This is a genomic window from Rhizobium sophoriradicis, from assembly GCF_003939025.1.
GTDB classification, from domain to species: domain Bacteria; phylum Pseudomonadota; class Alphaproteobacteria; order Rhizobiales; family Rhizobiaceae; genus Rhizobium; species Rhizobium sophoriradicis.
In genome coordinates, this window is sequence record NZ_RQIH01000022.1 from 1 (window position 1) to 17,523 (window position 17,523).

Consider the following 17,523-nt stretch of genomic DNA (forward strand, 5'->3'; position numbering starts at 1 on the left):
GCCAGCCGATCGAGATCTACGGCGAAGGCAATATGAGCCGTGATTTCACCTATATCGATGACCTCGTCGAAGCGATCGTCAGATTGTCGGCAATTGCGCCCCGCGAGGAAAATCGCCTCAACGACGCGGCGGTCGAAACGCTTTCGCGCCAGGCGCCCTTCCGCGTCGTCAATATCGGCGGTGGCCAGCCGGTCAGCCTGATGGATTTCGTCGAGACGGTAGAAAAGGCACTCGGCCAGCCTGCCATTCGCCAGATGCTGGCGATGCAGAAGGGCGATGTGCCGCGCACCTTCGCCGCCCCCGATCTGCTTGTCGCGCTGACGGGCTACAAACCGGCAACGACCTTGGACGTCGGCGTCAAGGCTTTCGTCGAATGGTATCTCGATGTGCGCGGCCAACTCGACGGCTGACTTAGGTCGCTCTGGAGGATGCGAGGCGCTTTAACGGAGGAGCGCAGCCGCCTGCACCGCCTCTAAAGCCTTCGAAACCATATAGTCGACGACGACCGTCAGGTTCTGTGCATAGGTTTTGAGTTGGTAACCTTCGCCTTCGACCGCCGCCGGACTGCGCAGAACGAAGGGTACACCCGGCCGTACGAATCCGGCGCGCGTCGTCAGCGGAACCTCGGGCGCGTAGCCGATGGCGGAGGTGTACATCAGGTCGCGTGCGAGGCTGGCGGGGCCGACGGCGAAGGCCGGCCCGGCAGCGGCATTGACGGTCAAAGTCAAGGCGATGGCGGCAAGTGTTCTATGCATGTCGAGTCCCCATTTGTGGATCGGCGGGCTTTCGCTCCGTTCGGTTCCAAACGATCGACGCGTCTGTCCACGCCTCGGCCGCTTTCATGAGACCACTCTACACGCCAGGATTTGCAGTGCTTTTAAGCGGATCGGTCAAATTTTACGAAATTTGACTTTCTCCGGCTTTCCAGGATTTGAGGACCGCACAGCGCCCCGCACCCATGGCGAGCGCCTCCGCCGGCCGATACGCCGCGACCAACACGCAATGCCAATGATGTGAACGCTGGCCCGCAGTCTACAGAATGCGATCCAGCTTCTTGTTGATGTGCAAATTGGGCATCAATCCCGCACTCTGGGCAGCATGATAGGACTCTCGCGCCGCGTCGAACGAGATCGACCACATAATGGCGCTCAGCAGGAGCGCGATAATATAGATTTGGATACGCATCGCATTTGGCGATACGGAAGGAGCAAGGCAGTTTTGTGTCAAAAAATGAGCGTATAACGAGAAAAACGGCGGGATAGTCATTCCGCGGCGGACGACCCCAGACATACTAGTGTCGAAATTAGCGATGCCACAGCGCTACTGTTAGCAGCCACCCCAAGCTCCCTGAGAGGTCCGTTTGCACGGGCTTCATTGCTTTTCCCTGCCGGCACATCTTTGCCGATCTGAAAATCTCGACTGGCTCGAGCAGGAAAGCTCGGTCTGCCCCGCAACCTCCCCGTCCTTTACCACCGCCTCCCAGGATCCGTTCCCTCTCCCGTCAAAACGCATCCCGATATATATCATTCGATTGACTGATTTTTACGTTGGTGCTATAAATTCGTCATGACCCAGAACAACGATACCCAAAACCCACCAACCTCCGCCCGCGCCGAGATCGCGCGGCAGAAGATGCTAACGGCCGCTCTCGACGTATTCGGGCGCTACGGCTTCGATGGTGCTTCGACCCGCCAGCTGACAGAAGCGGCCGGCGTCAACCTGCAGGCAATCCCCTATTATTTCGGCAGCAAGGAAGGCCTCTACATCGCCACCGCCGAATATCTGATGACGCGGATCGACGCCCATGTCAGCGGCATGCGGGCACGCATCGGTGCGCATCTGATGGCGCTCGACGCGGCCGGCGAACCGCTCGGCGAAGCCCAGGCGCGCGCCTTCCTCACCGAAGTTCTCCAGACCATGGTGACGCTCTTCGTCGCAAAGGAATCCGAACCCTGGGCCCGCTTTCTGATCCGCGAGCAGATGGAGCCGACCGAGGCTTTCAGGCGGGTCTATCAGGGCATGATGAGGCCGATGATCGAGATGGGTCGCCGGCTCGTCGGCGCCATTCTGCGCGAGGATCCGGCGTCCGAACATGTGCGCCTGCGCACCTTCAATCTCGTCGGCAGTATCCTCATCTTCCGCTTCGCCCATGCTTCCGTGCTCGCGCAGATGGAATGGGAGACCTTCGGCCCCGAGCAGGTGGAGATCTTGCGGCGCCTGGCCGCCGAACTGGCCGAAGTCATAGGTCAGCCGAAAGGCGGTGCAGCATGAAACGCATCCTTCCCCTCGCCATCCTTATCCTCGTCGCCGGCGGCGCTGCCGCATGGTGGTACGGTGTACCCGAGAAGCTCGGCTGGCTGCCCGAAGCCCGCCGCGAATTCGTCCTTTACGGCAATGTCGATATCCGCCAGGTCTCGCTCGGCTTTCGCGTCAGCGGCCGCCTCTCCGAGCTCCGCGTCGACGAGGGCGATGTCGTCAAGAGGGATGCGGTCCTGGCGAAGCTCGACGCCGCGCCCTATGAGTTCGCCGTCCGCTCGGGCGAGGCCAATGCCGCAGCCCTTCGCGCAACGCTCGACAAGCTGAAGGCCGGCCCGCGGCCGACCGAAATCGCCCAGGCGCGTGCCGCCTATGACGAGAGCCTCGCCGATCTTGAAAACGCCAACCTCGCCTATGAACGCGCCCGCCAGCTTCGCCCGCAGGGCACGATTTCCGAGGCGAGCCTCGATCAGGCGACCGCTGCGAAGGCAATGGCCGCCGCCCGCTCCCAGTCCGCCAATGAGGCGCTGAAACTGCTCGAGGAAGGCTCGCGCGTCGAGGATATCGCCGCCGCCGACGCCCAGCTGAAGGCCGCCGAGGCAACCCTCGCCTCGGCCCGCACCTCGCTCGCAGATACCGAGCTGCGTGCGCCGAACGATGGCATCATCCTCTCCCGGGTGCGCGAGAACGGCGCGATCGTATCGCCGGCCGATACCGTCTTCGTGCTCTCCCTGACCGAGCCCGTCTGGGTGCGCAGCTACGTCGCCGAGCCCGATCTCGGCCGCATCCATCCCGGCATGAAGGTTTCCGTCGCCTCCGATACGGCGCCGGAAAAGCCCTATGAGGGAACGATCGGCTTCATCTCGCCGGTTGCCGAATTCACCCCGAAATCGGTGGAGACGCCGGAGCTCAGGACCGATCTTGTCTATCGCCTGAGGATCGTCATCGACAAGCCTGGCCCGGATCTGCGCCAGGGCATGCCGGTCACGGTGCGGCTTTCCCAGCCTGCGGCGCGCGGACAATGACCGCCGCAGGGCCCAGGGACGACGACAGGCCATTCGTCCGGATCGATGGCGTCACCAAGCGGTTCGGCGATGCGCCTCCGGCCCTCGACGCCATCTCCGGTGTGATCGGCGGCGGTGCGATCACCGGCCTCGTCGGCCCCGATGGTGCCGGCAAGACGACATTGATCCGCCTGATGACCGGCCTGATGCTGCCGGACACAGGCAGCGTGGAAGTTCTCGGCTTCGACACCAGGAAGAATGCCGCCGGTATCCAAGCGGCGATCGGCTACATGCCGCAGCGCTTCGGCCTCTATGAGGACCTCTCGGTGCTGGAAAACCTCAATCTCTACGCCGATCTGCGCGGCTTGCCGAGGAGCGAACGCGCCGGCGTCTTCGACGAGCTGCTGACGTTCACCGACCTCAAGCGCTTCACCGGCCGGCTCGCCGGCAAGCTTTCCGGCGGCATGAAGCAGAAGCTCGGCCTTGCCTGCGCGCTGCTGAAAAAGCCGCGCCTGCTGCTGCTCGACGAGCCAGGCGTGGGCGTCGACCCGATCTCGCGCCGCGACCTCTGGAAGATGGTCGAGAACCTGACGAAGGAAGGCATCGGCGTGCTCTGGTCGACCGCCTACCTTGATGAGGCGGAGGCCTGCGACCATGTGCTGCTCCTGAACCAGGGAAAGCTGCTCTTCTCGGGAAAACCTCTGGACCTGACCGAACGCGTCGGCGACCGGGTCTTCAGGGTTTCCGGCGTCACGGGACGCCGGCGGCAGGTGCTTGCCGAACTATTACAGGCTGATGGCGTCATCGACGGCGTGATCCAGGGCGAGGCGATCCGCCTGGTGGCAGCCAAGGACAAGAGGCCCGATATCGGCAAGGCCGGTGACGGCGCATCGCTTGCCCCTGCCCCGCCCCGCTTCGAGGATGCCTTCGTCGACATGCTGGGCGGCGGTCCCGGAGGCCGCTCCCGGCTTGCCGAGGCGCAAGAACCGCTGAAGGTCGAGGGCGACCGCCCGGTGATCGAGGCCAGGAGCCTCACCAAACGCTTCGGTGATTTCACCGCCGCCGACGACATCAGCTTCGATATCCGCCGCGGCGAGATCTTCGGCCTGCTCGGCCCGAACGGCGCCGGCAAATCCACCACCTTCAAGATGCTCTGCGGCCTGTTGAAACCGACCGGCGGCGAAGGCCGCGTCGCCGGTTTCGATCTTCGCCGTGATGCCGCGGAGGCCCGCAACCAACTCGGCTACATGGCGCAGAAGTTCTCGCTCTATGGCGATCTCACCGTCATGCAGAACCTCGAATTCTTCGCCGGCGTCTACGGCCTTCGCGGCCAGCGCAGACGCGAACGCATCGCGCTGATGGCTGATATTTTCGATTTCGGCCGCCATGACCGCGAGGCAGCCAAGGATCTGCCGCTCGGCCTCAAGCAGCGGCTGGCGCTCGCCTGCGCCGTCATGCACGAGCCGCGCGCACTCTTCCTCGACGAACCGACCTCCGGCGTCGATCCGATCACCCGGCGCGAATTCTGGACCCATATCAATGCGCTCGTCGAAAAAGGCGTCACCGTCCTCGTCACCACCCATTTCATGGACGAGGCGGAATATTGCGACCGTATTTCGCTGATCTATCGCGGCCGCTCGATCGCGCTCGGCTCGCCCGATGAATTGAAGGCCCGTGTCGCGACAAAGGATGAGCCGGACCCGACGATGGAGGATGCCTTCATTGCGCTGGTGCAGCAGTCGGAAGCGGAGGACACCGCATGAGCGCCTCGTCAGGCCGGCTCCGGCGTCTTTCAGCCCTGGTGCGCAAGGAAAGCCTTCAGGCGATCCGCGATCCGAGCAGCATCCTCATCGCCTTCGTGCTGCCGCTGATCCTGCTCTTTCTCTTCGGCTACGGCGTCTCGCTCGATACCAGCCGCACCCGCATCGGCCTGGCGACCGAGGAGATGACGCCGCTGACGCAGGATCTTGCGGCCAGCTTCCGCGCCTCGCGTTATTTCGATGTGGCGATCGGCCGAGACCGGCGCCTGTTCGAGGAAGATCTCGTGATCGGCAAGGTCCGCGGCATCGTCGTCATTCCGGCCGATTTCACCACACGCTATACCGCCGGCAACCACCCCTCCATCCAGGTGATCGTCGACGGTTCCGATCCGAACACGGCCAATTTCGTGCAGAATTATGCGCAGGGTGCCGTTGCCAACTGGGAGCAGCAGCGCCAGGCGGACGTCGCCACCTCCGAAGCCACCATCGCGGTCGAGCAGCGCTTCTGGTTCAATCCGGAGCTGACCAGCCGCAATTTCCTCGTGCCGGGCTCGATCGCCATCGTCATGACGCTGGTCGGCACGCTTCTGACCTCGCTGGTCGTCGCCCGCGAATGGGAGCGCGGCACGATGGAGGCGATGATGGCGACGCCGGTAACCGCCGTCGAGCTGCTCGCCGGCAAGATCCTGCCCTATTTCCTGCTCGGCCTCACCTCGATGACGCTCTGCGTGCTGCTTGCGGTCTTTCTCTTCGGTGTGCCGTTCCGCGGTTCGGTCGCGGCCCTTTACGCCCTTTCGGCCGCCTTTCTGATACCGGCGCTCGGGCAGGGCTTGCTGATCTCGACGGCCACTAAGAACCAGTTCCTCGCCTCGCAGCTGGCGCTGATATCAGCCTTCCTGCCTGCCTTCCTGCTGTCGGGCTTCCTGTTCGAGATCAACTCCATGCCTGAGATCATCCAGTGGATCACCTTCATCGTGCCGGCGCGCTACCTTATCCCCAGCCTGCAGACCGTGTTCCTTGCCGGCGACATCTGGCCGATGTTCACCAAGGCAATCTCCGTCATGCTGACGATCGGCGCCATCATGTTCATGCTCGCCGCGCGTAGCACCCGAAAGAGGATCGGCTGAGATGGGATGGACAAGGCTTTACGCCCTCATCGTCAAGGAACTGCTCGCCGTGCTGCGCGATCCCAAGGGCCGCGCCATCCTCATTGGCCCGCCGATTGTCCAGCTTCTCGTCTTTTCCTATGCCGCCACGCTGGAAGTGCGCAATGTCGACCTCATGATCCTCAACCGCGACAGCGGCCATTGGGGCCAGGAACTGATCGAGCGCATCGACGGGTCGCCGACCTTTCGCAACATCGAATTCGCCGCCGATCAGGGCGAAGTCCGGGTGGCGATCGATAACCAGACGGTGATCGCCGCCGTCGAGATCGGCCCGGATTTTTCGCGCAATATCGAGGCGGGAACACCCGCCGATCTGCAGGTCGTGCTCGACGGCCGCCGCTCCAATGCCTCGCAGATCGTCGCGGGCTACCTCGCGCAGATCGGCGCGACCCTCGCCGCCGAGACGCCGGCGGGCAAGCGCGCCGGCACTGAGATGGTGTCGACGGTGCCCCGCAACTGGTTCAACCCGAACCTCACCTTCCAATGGTTCATGGTGCCGAACCTGATCGCCAGCATCGCGCTGCTGATCGGTCTGATCGTCACGGCCCTGTCGATCGCCCGCGAGCGCGAGCTCGGCACCTTCGACCAGCTGATGGTTTCGCCGCTGCGCATGCACGAGATCCTGATCGGCAAGCTGATCCCGCCGATGATGATCGGCCTGTTCCACATCACCGTCTATATCCTCGCCGCCGTCTTCCTGTTCGAGGTGCCGCTGCGCGGTTCGCTCTTGCTGCTTTACGGCAGCGCGATCTTCTATCTCGGCTCGGTCGCCGGCCTCGGCCTCTTCATTTCGGCACTGTCGATGACGCAGCAGCAGGCAATTCTCGGCGCCTTTCTGTTCATGGTGCCGGCCATGCTGCTTTCCGGCTTCGCAACCCCGATCGAGAACATGCCGGGCTGGCTGCAGCCGATAACCTTCATCAATCCGCTGCGCTATTTCCTGGTGATCGTCAAAGGCGTCTTCCTCAAGGATATCCCCTTGAGCGAGGTGATAAACCAGACGATCCCGCTGGCGCTGATCGCCGCCGTCACGCTCAGCGCCGCCGCGTGGCTCTTTCGCCGGCGGCTGGAATGAGGCGATTTCAGCCACCTCACAGAATGTGAACCGGGCTTCCAAAGCGTGAATCTCCTGCCGGAACATCGGCCAGGCGGCGTCGTTACCCAGACGCAACCCCAGCAAAGGAGAAGCAAAATGTACAAGATTCTACTTGTCTCCGGCGCCCTTGCGCTTTCGTCTTTCGCTACCAACGCTCTTGCTGACGGCGCTGTCACCGGTGCGGCCGGCGGCGCCATCACCGGCGCGATTGTCGGCGGCCCCGTGGGTGCTGCCGTTGGCGGCATAGCCGGCGGTGTCGCCGGCGCTGTCGTCGATCCGCCGCCGCGCGAGGTCGTCACCTACGTCCAGCAGCAGCCTGCCCCGACTGCCCGCGTGGTGGTTGAGGAGCCGATCGTCGTCGGCAAGCCGCTCCCGGCCGATGTCGTCGTCACTCCGGTGCCCGATAACCCGAAATACGCCTACACGGTCATCAACAATCAGCGCGTGATCGTCGAACCCCGCACGCACCGCGTCGTGCAGGTCATCGAATAATCAAGCGGCCGATGCCGCCCCTGCGGCTCGGCAACCTCCGGCCCCGCTTCGGCGGGGCCGCCTTTTGTACGTTTGCGCCAGTGGCCGAAAAGCAACGACAGGACTACAAGGAGCCGCGGCAGCCTGAATCCTGGCGGCAGCGCCTCTATCGGGATCTGTTCGCCGTACAGCTTGCCCTGTTTCAGCGATAGAATAGTCAGGGTTGAAAGCATGTGCCGATCCTTCATCCATCTCGATGGACGAGAGTGGTGCATGCAACGCGGCTGCGTCCTTAAAGGCTCTGCTAAAAGCTGCTAAAACTTCCAAAAACCTATGCGCGCGCCCGCATCCCGGCACGCGCCAGACCGTCCAGAACAGGCGCAAAGCGTCGCGGGTCTTTGGCCGGCTGCCCCGCCAGAATACTCTCCAGCGTAACGTCGGGCGCGATCGCTTCAAGTGCATGCAGGAACTGCCGCGCCTCGTTGATATGGCCGAGATGCGCATGCGCGGCGATCAGCATCCAATAGGTCGGATCGAAATGGGCATTGAGCGCCAGCGAACGCGATGCATAGGAAATTGCCGCCTCGTAATTGCCGCGGGTGAGCTCGGCCATGGCGATGGCGGTCAGCGAAAACCGCGCATCCGGGTCGCGCGGCCCCAGCCTCAAGGCGCGATGGAGGCGCTCGAGCGCCCGATCGATATCGCCGCAATGCAGGGCGGCGGTGCCGGAGCAGGCCGCGACGAAAAGATCGTTGGGATTGGCGGCCGCGGCCGCCTCCAGTACGGCCATGCCGCCTTCATAATCCTTGCCGGCCTGCACCAATGCCATGCCGCAATGGGCCATGACCCGGGGATCGCCGCCGCAGTGCTGGAGACCGCGCCGCGCGAGACTAACGCATTCTGCTACATCGTCCCTTCCAAGCCACGGCCAGCCCATGGCGATGCGATGTTCAAGCGCCCAGGCGGCATGCGACAGGATCATCGGATTTTCCGGCTCGATCGCCAGCGCCTGCTGCAGCAGACCATAGGCGACGGCATTATTTTCCATCGACTCATCGATGATCGCGGCGAGCGCACGCAGATAGAGGTCGTAAACCGCCAGGCTGTTCGGCCGGTCGCGCCGCGATCTCTGGATTTCGGCGACTTCGATCGTCGGTTCGACGGTCGAGGCGACCCGCTCGGTGATATGATCCTGAAAGGCGAACATGCCGCCGATGCCGTCTTCGAAATGATCGGCCCAGAGATTGGCCGCCGTCACGCCGTCGACCAGCTGCACGTTGATGCGCACCTGCGAACCTTCGCGCCGGATGCTGCCTTCGAGCACGTAGCGCACCCCGAGCTGAGCTGCGACCTCCCTGATGTCGATGCTGCGGCCCTTGTAGACGAACGCAGAGTTGCGCGAGACGACCGAAAAGGAACGGAAGCGCGCCAGCGCGGTGATAATGTCAGTCACCACGCCATCGGCGAAGTAATCCTGATCGGCATCGCCGCCGAGATTGACGAAGGGAAGAACCGCCACGGTCGGCGGCTGCGCCGATGCGGCCTCGTCCTGCCGCGGCAGACGATAGCCGACCCTGGGAACGGTGACGATCCAGTCCGTCCCATCGGCCCTTACACCGAGAAGCCTCCGGAGAGCGGCGATCTGGACGGTGAGGTTGCCTTCCTCGACGGCAAGCCCCGGCCAAGCCCGCTCCATCAGATCCGCTTTGGTAACGACCCGTCCCTCGGCTTCCAGCAGCAGACCAAGCAAGGCGGCCGGCCGCGGCCCTGTCGCAACAGGCTTGCCCTCCCGCCACAGGCTTCCTGTCCGGGGATCGTAAAGGAACGGAGCGAAGGAAAGCGTCGAGCTGCCCATGCGGAAGCATAACGCGAAAATTGATCAGATCGAAGTGGCTCGACCAGCTGCGAAGAAAAGTCATCGTCAGAACGGAACCTTACAGCTTTATGCCCTCTCCCAGGTTCAGGCCCGATAGGCGACGAGCACGGCGCCTCCGGCAATCATGATGACGCCGAGCCAGTTCGGCAGCGTCAGGCGTTCTCCGAGGAAAAGCACCGCAAAGACGGACACGAAGACGACGGACAGCTTGTCGATCGGCGCAACACGGGCAGCATCGCCGAGCTTCAGAGCCCGGAAATAGCAAATCCAGGATGCGCCGGTGGCAAGGCCCGAAAGCACCAGGAAGAACCAGCTCCTGCTCGACACCGAGGATGGCTCCTGCCAATTGCCGGTCACATAGATCATCACGCCCGCCGCCAGCAGGATGACGATGGTGCGAATGAAGGAGTCGGAATTCACGTTCTCGACGCCGACCTTGGCGAAAATCGCGGTGAGCGCCGCAAAGCCGGCAGAAAGAAGCGCCCAAAGCGGCCAGCTTGTGAGAAGGCTTTTCATACGGCTTGTCCCTGCCCCTCCGGCTCTTTCTCCAGCAGCATCAGACCTTCAGCTCGCGTCGCTCACGCTCGGTCACCATGGCGAGGTCGAGTACCTTCTGCAGGTTGGCGGCGTGGCGGAAATTGGGATCCGGCTGGATGCCGCTTGCCACCGCCTCGGCGAACCGCTGGTAGTTGGTCGGCACCGGCGTCACCTCGATCTCCCTCCAGGTGGCGGTCTCGGCATCCTCGCCGAGGCAGCCGCGCAATTCGGAACCGCCGGGGCGATGAATGACCTCGAGGCTGCCCTTTTCGCCATAGATGCGCAGCTTCAGCTCGTTCAGATGGCCCGTCGCCCAGCGGCTGGCATGGATGACGCCGAGCGCGCCGTTGGCGAAATCGACCGACATGGTGAAGCTGTCATTGGCGTCGAGCATATATTCGCCGATCTGGCCGCCGGGCGCCTTGTTGAAGGTCTTCAGCCGCGCAAAGACATGGTCGATGTCGGTCGCGGCGCCATAGGCGGCGAAATCGAGGATGTGGATGCCGACATCGCCGAGCACGCCATTCGAGCCGTGGCCGGTGGAAAGCCGCCACAGCCAGGTCGATTCCGTGCGCCAGTCGCCCCAGGCACGCGAGACGAGCCAGCTCTGCAGGTAGGAGGCCTCGACATGCTTGATCGTGCCGAGTTCGCCGGCGAGCACCATCTCACGGGCGCGCTGCAGCGGCGCGACATTGCGATAGGTGAGGTTGACCATGTTGATGACGCCGGCTTTTTCGGCCGCTTCCGTCATCTCCAGCGCCTTCGGATAGTTTTCCGCCAGCGGTTTCTCGCAGAACACATGTTTGCCGGAAGCGATCAGCGCCAGCGTGGTTGGGTGATGGATGCGATCGGGCGTAATGTTCGTCGCCGCATCGAATTCGCCCCAGTCGATCGCCTCGTCCAGCGACAGAAACCGCCTTTCGATGCCGAACTTGTCGGCGAAGGCGGAAAGCCGGTCGGGATCGGTATCGACGGCGCCGACAACAGTCACGCCGTCGATTTTGCTGAAGTGGGTGAGCTGGTTTTTCGCCATCACGCCGGTGCCAAGAACGAGTAGTCGCATGGATGCTCCTCAGCGGTAACCGGCTTCGCCGGCCTGGTGCAATTTCGGGCCGCGTTCGACGATCGGCTCCAGCGCCTTTTCTACAGGCACATTTGGAGCGTCGGTAATACCAGTTAACGCAGCTTGCGGGTTATACGCCCACTTGACGCCGTTGATCAGCACCTTCTGGACGGTGGCGTCGTGATAGGTCGGATAGGTCTCGTGGCCGGGGCGGAAATAGAAGATGTTGCCGGCGCCGCGCCGCCAGGTGAGGCCGGAGCGGAACACTTCCCCACCCTGGAACCAGGAGATGAACACCGTTTCGAGCGGCTCCGGCACCGAGAACTGCTCGCCATACATTTCCTCATTCTCGAGCTCGAAATGCTCGTCTATGCCAGCGGCGATCGGATGGCGTGGATTGATCGTCCACAGCCTCTCACGCTCGCCGGCCTCGCGCCATTTCAGCGCGCAGGGCGTTCCCATCAGCCGCTTGAAGATCTTGGAGAAATGGCCGGAATGCAGCACCAGTAGGCCCATGCCCTCCCAGACGCGCTTTGCGACCCGCTCGACAACGACGTCGGAAACGGCGCCGTGATCCTTGTGGCCCCACCAGGTCAGCACGTCGGTGTCGGCAAGCCGGGCTTCGCTCAGCCCATGTTCCGGCTCCTGCAGCGTCGCCGTCGTCGCCGAGATGCCGGGATCGGCATTCAGCGCATTGGCGATCGTCGTGTGCATGCCCTCGGGATAGATGCCGCGGACGATCTCATTGGTATTCTCATGGATGTTTTCACCCCAGACGACGGTGCGAATGGCCATGGTGTGCTCCTGTAGAGTGGAAGTCTCGATAGGCGGGAAAGTGGATCCAAAGCGCTTTGGAGAACGGCGCTGTGTGCGCCTCGCTCTCCACCACGTCCAAGCAACACATAGCCCTTTGTCAGGAATTTGACAAAGGGGAAAATTTCTCTCGTGAAGTGGGAGACGGTTTCATAAAATATCGAAGCAATATCAATGGGAAACGGACTTCGAAAACAGGTTGACGACGACGACGCCGGAGATGATCAACGTGAGGCCGATGATTGCCGGCAGGTCGAGCCGCTGCCTGAAAAAGACAAGGCCGACGGAGGAAATCAGCACGATTCCCAAAGCGCTCCAAATCGCATAGGCGATGCCGACGGGGATGCTTTTCAGGGTCAGCGACAGGCAGTAGAAGGCGGCCGCATAACAGGCGACGACGAGCGCCGTCGGTCCGATGCGGGTGAACTGCTGCGACAGTTGCAGCGCGGTCGTGCCGATGACTTCAAGTACGACGGCTGCAAAAAGCAGCCCGTAAACGGCGGCCTGGCTCATGACGAACTCCCTTCGGATTACTTGCCCGTCAGCTCCACGAGGCGGCCGATGAGATCGCGCCTCAGGGCACCGTCGATATCGTGGCTTTCCAGCGTGTCCGCGAACCAAAGCCCGTCGGCGGCAAACCGCACGATCTGGGCGTCGAGCGAGGAATCGGTGCCGACATATTCCTCCGCCCGCGCCTGCACCCACTGGCGCCAGCGCAGACGCAGCCGGGGTTCGGCAAGCAGCGCGATCGTCACCTGCGTCCAGTTCCTGGAATCATCGGGACGATCCTTGAGGCCGGATACCGCCTTGACATAGGCCCGGGTGAAACGGCCCTGCGGTAGCGGATCACCTCGCATCAGTTCCTCTATATCGGCGTCGAACTTTTCAAGCAGGCTCTCGAACAGGGCGTCGAGCAGCGCATTCTTCGTCGGGAAGTGATGCAGCAGCCCGCCCTTGCTGACGCTGGAGGCGGCGGACACCGCATCGAGTGTGACCGCGGCCATGCCTTCGCTCGCGGCAAGGCGCGCGGCGACATCCAGCAATTGCTGGCGCACGAGGGCCGGTTGTTTCTTGCGGTGATGAGCGTTGGACATATGGGATTAAAGATACCGTCTGGACGGTTTTGTCAAGCAGAATCTGTGGAAACCCTATGGAGCCGGCATTATGCGCGAAATGCCGCGGCAGCTTGATGACGGTTGCGATCATTTTCCGCCCGGTGCATGAAGGTCGGAAGACGGGGAATGCATCTGGGATGGTTTCGTGACGGAGAAGGTCACCACTCTATATCAAGCGATCGGCGGCGATCACGCCGTGCGGGCGCTGACGCGCCGTTTCTATGAGCTGATGGACAGGCTGCCGGAGGCAAGCAACGTGCGCGCCGTGCACCCGCCGAGCCTTCAGGAGAGCGAAGAGAAATTCTACGAATATATGAGCGGTTATCTCGGCGGGCCGCCGCTCTATACCGACAAGCGCGGCCATCCGCGGCTGCGCAGCCGCCACTTCGTCGCCGAGATCGGCCCTGTCGAGCGCGACGAATGGTTGCTCTGCTTCCGCCGCGCCCTGGACGAGACGATTGCGACCCAGGCACTGCGCGATCTCATCTGGGCGCCGGTCGAGCGCCTCGCCTACCATATGCAGAACAAGGAACAGCCATGAGCCTGAATGCGCGTCTGGAACCAGTGCTCTATCTCTTTGCCGGCCTGTTCGGCGTGGCCGGCGTGGCACTCGCCGCCGTTGCCGCCCATGGCGGCGGGCAAGCCAGTCTCGCGGCATCCGCATCCGCCATGTGCCTGGCGCACGCCCCTGCCCTATTGGCACTGGCTTTCGGCACCACGAGACTCAAAACCGCCTGGCTGGCCGGTTTTCTGATGATCGTCGGCACGCTGCTCTTTGCGGGCGACCTGGTCTCGCTGCGTTTTGCCGGTTCAGGCCTCTTCCCCTATGCCGCCCCGACCGGCGGCTGGGCGATGATGCTTGGCTGGCTGGCGGTTGCGGCAGGTGCGGTGTTGCGCGTTCGGGCGTAGAGTTTGGCAATCGCTGCCGGTTGCTCAAGAGCAAACTAGGAGTCGCATGAAGGTGTGCGTGCAGCCCCCTCATCCGCCCCTTCGGGCACCTTCTCCCCGAGGGGAGAGGGGAAAACGAGCGCTGCGGCACGTCCTTCTACCCTCGGGGAGAAGGTGCCCGAAGGGGCGGATGAGGGGGCTACGAACGCCGAGCTAACTGTCAGCAGCTATATCCCATCGACCACATTGAAGCCCTCAAACACCGGCGGCCCCTTGTACATCGCCTTGCGGTCGCCGGCATTGCGGTGGGCGGCGCGAAAATTCTCAGACTTCGTCCAGTTCTGAAAATCCGCTTCGCTCTTCCAGAGCGTGTGCGAGGAATAGAGCGTATAGCCCTCCTCTTCGTTGGCCTTGCCGCGCAGCAGGCGGAATTCGACGAAGCCGGGCACCTCGGTCAGGCTGGAATCGCGATTGCGCCAGACCGTCTCGAAATCACTCTCGCTCCCGGTTGCGACCTTGAAGCGGTTCATTGCGATATACATGAAATCTCCCTACGCCTTCCGCTTATCCGCCCTTGCCGCAAGCGCGGGAAAGGCGAGAATATTATTGCCGTTTGCCGCCGCCGGGCCAAGTGCTCTCGTCGTCGCTTCTCCGGGCATGCGCGTCTCCCAGGTCGGGAACAGCGTCACATTCTGATAGATCCGCTGGCGTTCGGCATGCTGCTGAAAAAGTTCGTAGAGTTCCGGCACGAGGGCGTCGCCGCTCTGCGCGGCGAGCTTGTGCAGGCCGATCATGGTGAAGCCGTCGGGATGCTGGTCGTTCATCGGGAATTGTCTCGTTCGTTCATCGTCTGCAGCGCACGCTCCAGGCTGGACTTGCTGCCGTTGCGCAGCGGGATGAAGGCCTTGCCGAACTTCTTGCAGCCGGTCTTCACCCGAAGGCAGGCATCGTGGCTGATACAGTCGATCGGGCAGAACACGCAGTCGACCGAGGGAAGCACGGTATCGATGCGGGACACCGCTTCGCGCAGGCCGCCGTCGTGATGAATGAGCTCGGCGCCGAAATTGCTGCAGATTTGGCGAAGATGCGCCACCTGGCAGTCACGCCCGCCGACATAGAGGAAACTGCGGCCATCCAGTTTGGACCGTCCGGGGGATGCCTGACTTGCGTCCTCGCCCGCGCTGTTGCGGACCTCCCGGTTCGAACGCTTCTTGCCCTTTCGAGCCATTTACCACCCGTTCGCTCGTTGATCGTCACACGATTCCTGCGTGTGCGAACGGACCTTATTAAACTTGATTTTTGTAGTAAAGTATAAAGTTGAATGATTTATCATATTTATTGCGAGGTGACCTGAACCTCCTGGGTGAAGCTCCAACTGGTCTTACCCCACTCAGGCGGCAACGGCGGAAACGGCGCAGCGCGGCGTACGCCATCGAGAGCAGCCTTGTCCAAGTCTGGAATACCTGAGCTGTCGGCAACGGAAACTGACGACAGCCTGCCCGTTCCATCAATCGTCAATCTGAGGCGCACGGAAATGGCCTCGCCCATCCTCTTGTATTCGCTAGGCACTCGAATAGCGCGGCGAATACGCTTCTGCACCTTCCCAGGATAATTGGCTACAGCTGCGCTCCCGGCGCCATCGCCCCTGCCGGCTCCCGTTGACATACCGCTAGACTCTGGCGCGTCCTGACCGGTCGCTACGCCTCTCGTCGTGTCTTTGCGATCCGAGCCATTTTTTCCGCCCGTAGGCTCCTCTTTCTTCCGAGACTGCCTTTTTTCATCCGGTTTCGGCTTCTCCACCTTCAACTTCGGTTTCAGCTCCGGCTTTTCCTCAGGCTTCGACGAAACTTCAGCGGCTTCGACGGGCTTCACTTCTTCTGGCAGGACTTCGGTCGGCTGCACTGCAGGCGCCACCTGTTCTGGCGCTGTAGTTGGCATGATATCAGGCACAGGCTGTTCCGGGACCGCCGCTCCCATTGGCTGAGCGACGAAAGTGTCGGCGGGGTTCTGAGACACAAGAATCTCCGGTTCCGCAGCCACAACTGTCTCAGGGGAAATACGCGTCACCTCCTGTGCTGGCTGCATCGCGTCTACAGATTCTACCTCAACGGGTTGAACCGTATCCGGTTTAACTTCCTCGGTGGCAATTTCATCCGGCTTCAATTCCAGCTCGGGATCACCTGCCGAAGTCTGGTCGATATCGTAATCGCCAAACACGATGACGCTCACAGCTTCACCGGCATCTTCGATTACTTCAGTCGGTGGTTTCGGTGCGAACAGGGCAAGAGCGATCGCTAACCCTGCATGAAAGAAGAACGAGCCGACACAAGTCAGCGCCACCCGGCGTCGCACCGGCGCCTTCTCGTCTTCCTGCTTTTCCACCGCCGCATCCATCGGCGGCGGCGGAACGGTAGCTGCCGGTACGCTTTCCGGATGGTCGGGGAAGGAGGATATCTGCGCAAAACGAGTGTAGTGGACCACCGTTTCGCCGGCCGGCTGCCGCTGCGCGTTAAGCAGTTCGGGAAGCTCGTGGCCGGGATGCATGCCGGGCGTGTTGTCGTTCAGGCTGCCGCCGGCGTCCGCCTCCCCGATGAGCACCTGTCTCGATCTGGTTTTCGCTGAAATCGCCATTGTCTACGCCTCGGACAGCCTGAAACATGTCCGCCGGGGTTCATCCCCGGCGTTATCTTAGCCCTCGAAGGGAACGGAAATCTGCGAGCGGGTGACCAGATCCTTCATGCACCCGCCGGCAGCCGGCCCGTCACAGACCGGCGTGTCGTTGATCAGGATGCGGGTCACGCTCTCGCATTTGACATTCGGCATGTCGAACTGACGCACCCGCTTCTTGCCCTGCGGCAGATCGCGGAAGTCGAGGACGGTGATGCGGTCGACGGCGTTCTTGTCGTTGAAGAAGGCGAGTTCGAAGGACACCTTATTGATGGCGGCGGGCAGCTGGTTGAGCGCGACGAAGGTCATCATGCAGCCCTTCTGCGAGGGCGCCAGCGCATTGAGCTCGACATTGAGAGAGGCTGCCGACGCCGTCTCCTGTGCCTGGCATACGCTCGCAACCCCCATCACCCAGCCGGCCGCAACGGCCGCAAACCTACCCGTCATGATCTTCTCCGCCATTGTCGCAGGCCGCCGGCAGGCAGCCGCAAATCAGCAATCTCAAAAACTTGACTATGTTAGTCTCCTATTGCGTCTTTAAAAAAGTATGAGTAAGAAAGTCAAGTTAATTGTCACCACACCGGGGACCACTGATCCCCGGCTTCACGGAATTGCCAACCGACATGATGGTTGAAAAGCCAGATAGCTTTAAACATGCGCCGCTGCCCAGCGAGCCGGCGGCGCAACAGCGGATCGTCGACAGCGCGGATCTTTTCCGCGGCACAAACGAGATCGTGATCAGACACGACGGGCTGGTCTACCGCCTGAAGATCACCCGCCAGGGCAAGCTCATTCTTAATAAATAGGGCCA

22 protein-coding genes are annotated in these 17,523 nt (G+C 62.2%); 10 read left to right on the forward strand and 12 right to left on the reverse strand.

Annotation, left to right across the window (positions count from 1 at the left end; genetic code table 11):
- The coding region (locus EFR00_RS28745) for an NAD-dependent epimerase/dehydratase family protein (protein ID WP_125864880.1) at positions 1–410 on the forward strand (410 nt) is incomplete at its 5' end.
- A gap of 30 nt (positions 411–440) precedes the next feature.
- On the opposite strand, the gene EFR00_RS28750 is transcribed toward EFR00_RS28745, so the two are convergent.
- Positions 441–755, reverse strand: coding sequence for a hypothetical protein (locus tag EFR00_RS28750; protein WP_077990096.1), 315 nt, complete (start codon positions 753–755; stop codon positions 441–443).
- 811 nt (positions 756–1,566) lie between these two features.
- Here EFR00_RS28750 and EFR00_RS28760 point away from each other — a divergent pair.
- The 6 genes from EFR00_RS28760 (at position 1,567) to EFR00_RS28785 (ending at position 7,774) form a co-directional block, all read left to right on the forward strand.
- Entirely contained in the window at positions 1,567–2,271 is a 705-nt protein-coding gene (locus EFR00_RS28760) for a CerR family C-terminal domain-containing protein (RefSeq protein ID WP_077990095.1), read from the forward strand.
- Positions 2,268–3,281, forward strand: a complete 1,014-nt coding sequence (gene hlyD, locus EFR00_RS28765) for a secretion protein HlyD (RefSeq protein ID WP_077990094.1) — start codon at positions 2,268–2,270, stop codon at positions 3,279–3,281. The genes EFR00_RS28760 and hlyD overlap by 4 nt, the downstream gene beginning before the upstream one ends.
- Entirely contained in the window at positions 3,278–5,023 is a 1,746-nt protein-coding gene (locus EFR00_RS28770; protein ID WP_077990093.1) for an ATP-binding cassette domain-containing protein, read from the forward strand. The genes hlyD and EFR00_RS28770 overlap by 4 nt, the downstream gene beginning before the upstream one ends.
- Complete coding sequence (locus tag EFR00_RS28775) at positions 5,020–6,147, forward strand: ABC transporter permease (RefSeq protein ID WP_077990092.1); 1,128 nt, start codon at positions 5,020–5,022, stop codon at positions 6,145–6,147. The genes EFR00_RS28770 and EFR00_RS28775 overlap by 4 nt, the downstream gene beginning before the upstream one ends.
- 1 nt (position 6,148) lies before the next feature.
- Entirely contained in the window at positions 6,149–7,261 is a 1,113-nt protein-coding gene (locus EFR00_RS28780) for an ABC transporter permease (RefSeq protein ID WP_077990091.1), read from the forward strand.
- A 117-nt stretch (positions 7,262–7,378) separates the two neighbouring features.
- Positions 7,379–7,774 (forward strand): DUF1236 domain-containing protein, encoded by a 396-nt coding sequence (locus EFR00_RS28785; RefSeq protein ID WP_009984915.1) that lies wholly within the window; start codon positions 7,379–7,381, stop codon positions 7,772–7,774.
- Between the two features lie 310 nt (positions 7,775–8,084).
- Here the strand turns inward: EFR00_RS28785 and EFR00_RS28795 are convergent, their stop codons facing one another.
- The 6 genes from EFR00_RS28795 to EFR00_RS28820 form a co-directional block, all read right to left on the reverse strand.
- A complete protein-coding gene (locus EFR00_RS28795; protein WP_077990090.1) occupies positions 8,085–9,608 on the reverse strand; it encodes a winged helix-turn-helix domain-containing tetratricopeptide repeat protein in 1,524 nt (507 codons plus the stop codon).
- A gap of 105 nt (positions 9,609–9,713) precedes the next feature.
- Positions 9,714–10,145, reverse strand: coding sequence for an EamA family transporter (locus EFR00_RS28800; protein ID WP_077990089.1), 432 nt, complete (start codon positions 10,143–10,145; stop codon positions 9,714–9,716).
- Positions 10,146–10,185: 40 nt separating this feature from the next.
- Positions 10,186–11,229 (reverse strand): Gfo/Idh/MocA family protein, encoded by a 1,044-nt coding sequence (locus EFR00_RS28805; RefSeq protein WP_038690767.1) that lies wholly within the window; start codon positions 11,227–11,229, stop codon positions 10,186–10,188.
- Between the two features lie 9 nt (positions 11,230–11,238).
- Positions 11,239–12,024, reverse strand: a complete 786-nt coding sequence (locus EFR00_RS28810; RefSeq protein WP_077990088.1) for a ThuA domain-containing protein — start codon at positions 12,022–12,024, stop codon at positions 11,239–11,241.
- Between the two features lie 189 nt (positions 12,025–12,213).
- On the reverse strand, positions 12,214–12,555 hold the full coding sequence (locus EFR00_RS28815; protein ID WP_077990087.1) for a DMT family transporter: 342 nt from the start codon (positions 12,553–12,555) through the stop codon (positions 12,214–12,216).
- Positions 12,556–12,572: 17 nt separating this feature from the next.
- Positions 12,573–13,136, reverse strand: a complete 564-nt coding sequence (locus tag EFR00_RS28820; protein WP_009994466.1) for a TetR/AcrR family transcriptional regulator — start codon at positions 13,134–13,136, stop codon at positions 12,573–12,575.
- Positions 13,137–13,302: 166 nt separating this feature from the next.
- On the opposite strand from EFR00_RS28820, the gene EFR00_RS28825 reads away from it, so the two are divergent.
- A complete protein-coding gene (locus EFR00_RS28825; RefSeq protein WP_009994467.1) occupies positions 13,303–13,698 on the forward strand; it encodes a group II truncated hemoglobin in 396 nt (131 codons plus the stop codon).
- On the forward strand, positions 13,695–14,066 hold the full coding sequence (locus EFR00_RS28830) for a DUF423 domain-containing protein (RefSeq protein ID WP_009994468.1): 372 nt from the start codon (positions 13,695–13,697) through the stop codon (positions 14,064–14,066). The genes EFR00_RS28825 and EFR00_RS28830 overlap by 4 nt, the downstream gene beginning before the upstream one ends.
- 206 nt (positions 14,067–14,272) lie before the next feature.
- On the opposite strand, the gene hmuQ is transcribed toward EFR00_RS28830, so the two are convergent.
- The 5 genes from hmuQ to EFR00_RS28855 all read right to left on the reverse strand — a co-directional run bounded on the left by hmuQ (position 14,273) and on the right by EFR00_RS28855 (position 17,159).
- Entirely contained in the window at positions 14,273–14,587 is a 315-nt protein-coding gene (gene hmuQ, locus EFR00_RS28835) for a heme-degrading protein HmuQ (protein WP_009990335.1), read from the reverse strand.
- 9 nt (positions 14,588–14,596) lie between these two features.
- The gene (locus EFR00_RS28840) at positions 14,597–14,869 is read right to left on the reverse strand and encodes a hypothetical protein (RefSeq protein WP_009990334.1); all 273 of its coding nucleotides are present in this window, start codon (positions 14,867–14,869) and stop codon (positions 14,597–14,599) included.
- A complete protein-coding gene (locus tag EFR00_RS28845; RefSeq protein WP_009990333.1) occupies positions 14,866–15,273 on the reverse strand; it encodes a DUF2325 domain-containing protein in 408 nt (135 codons plus the stop codon). The genes EFR00_RS28840 and EFR00_RS28845 overlap by 4 nt, the downstream gene beginning before the upstream one ends.
- A gap of 107 nt (positions 15,274–15,380) precedes the next feature.
- Positions 15,381–16,676 (reverse strand): cell envelope integrity protein TolA, encoded by a 1,296-nt coding sequence (tolA, locus tag EFR00_RS28850; protein ID WP_077990086.1) that lies wholly within the window; start codon positions 16,674–16,676, stop codon positions 15,381–15,383.
- Positions 16,677–16,733: 57 nt separating this feature from the next.
- Complete coding sequence (locus EFR00_RS28855; RefSeq protein WP_077990085.1) at positions 16,734–17,159, reverse strand: hypothetical protein; 426 nt, start codon at positions 17,157–17,159, stop codon at positions 16,734–16,736.
- Between the two features lie 176 nt (positions 17,160–17,335).
- On the opposite strand from EFR00_RS28855, the gene hemP reads away from it, so the two are divergent.
- Entirely contained in the window at positions 17,336–17,518 is a 183-nt protein-coding gene (gene hemP / locus EFR00_RS28860; RefSeq protein WP_010023267.1) for a hemin uptake protein HemP, read from the forward strand.
- The last annotated feature ends 5 nt before the right edge of the window (positions 17,519–17,523 follow it).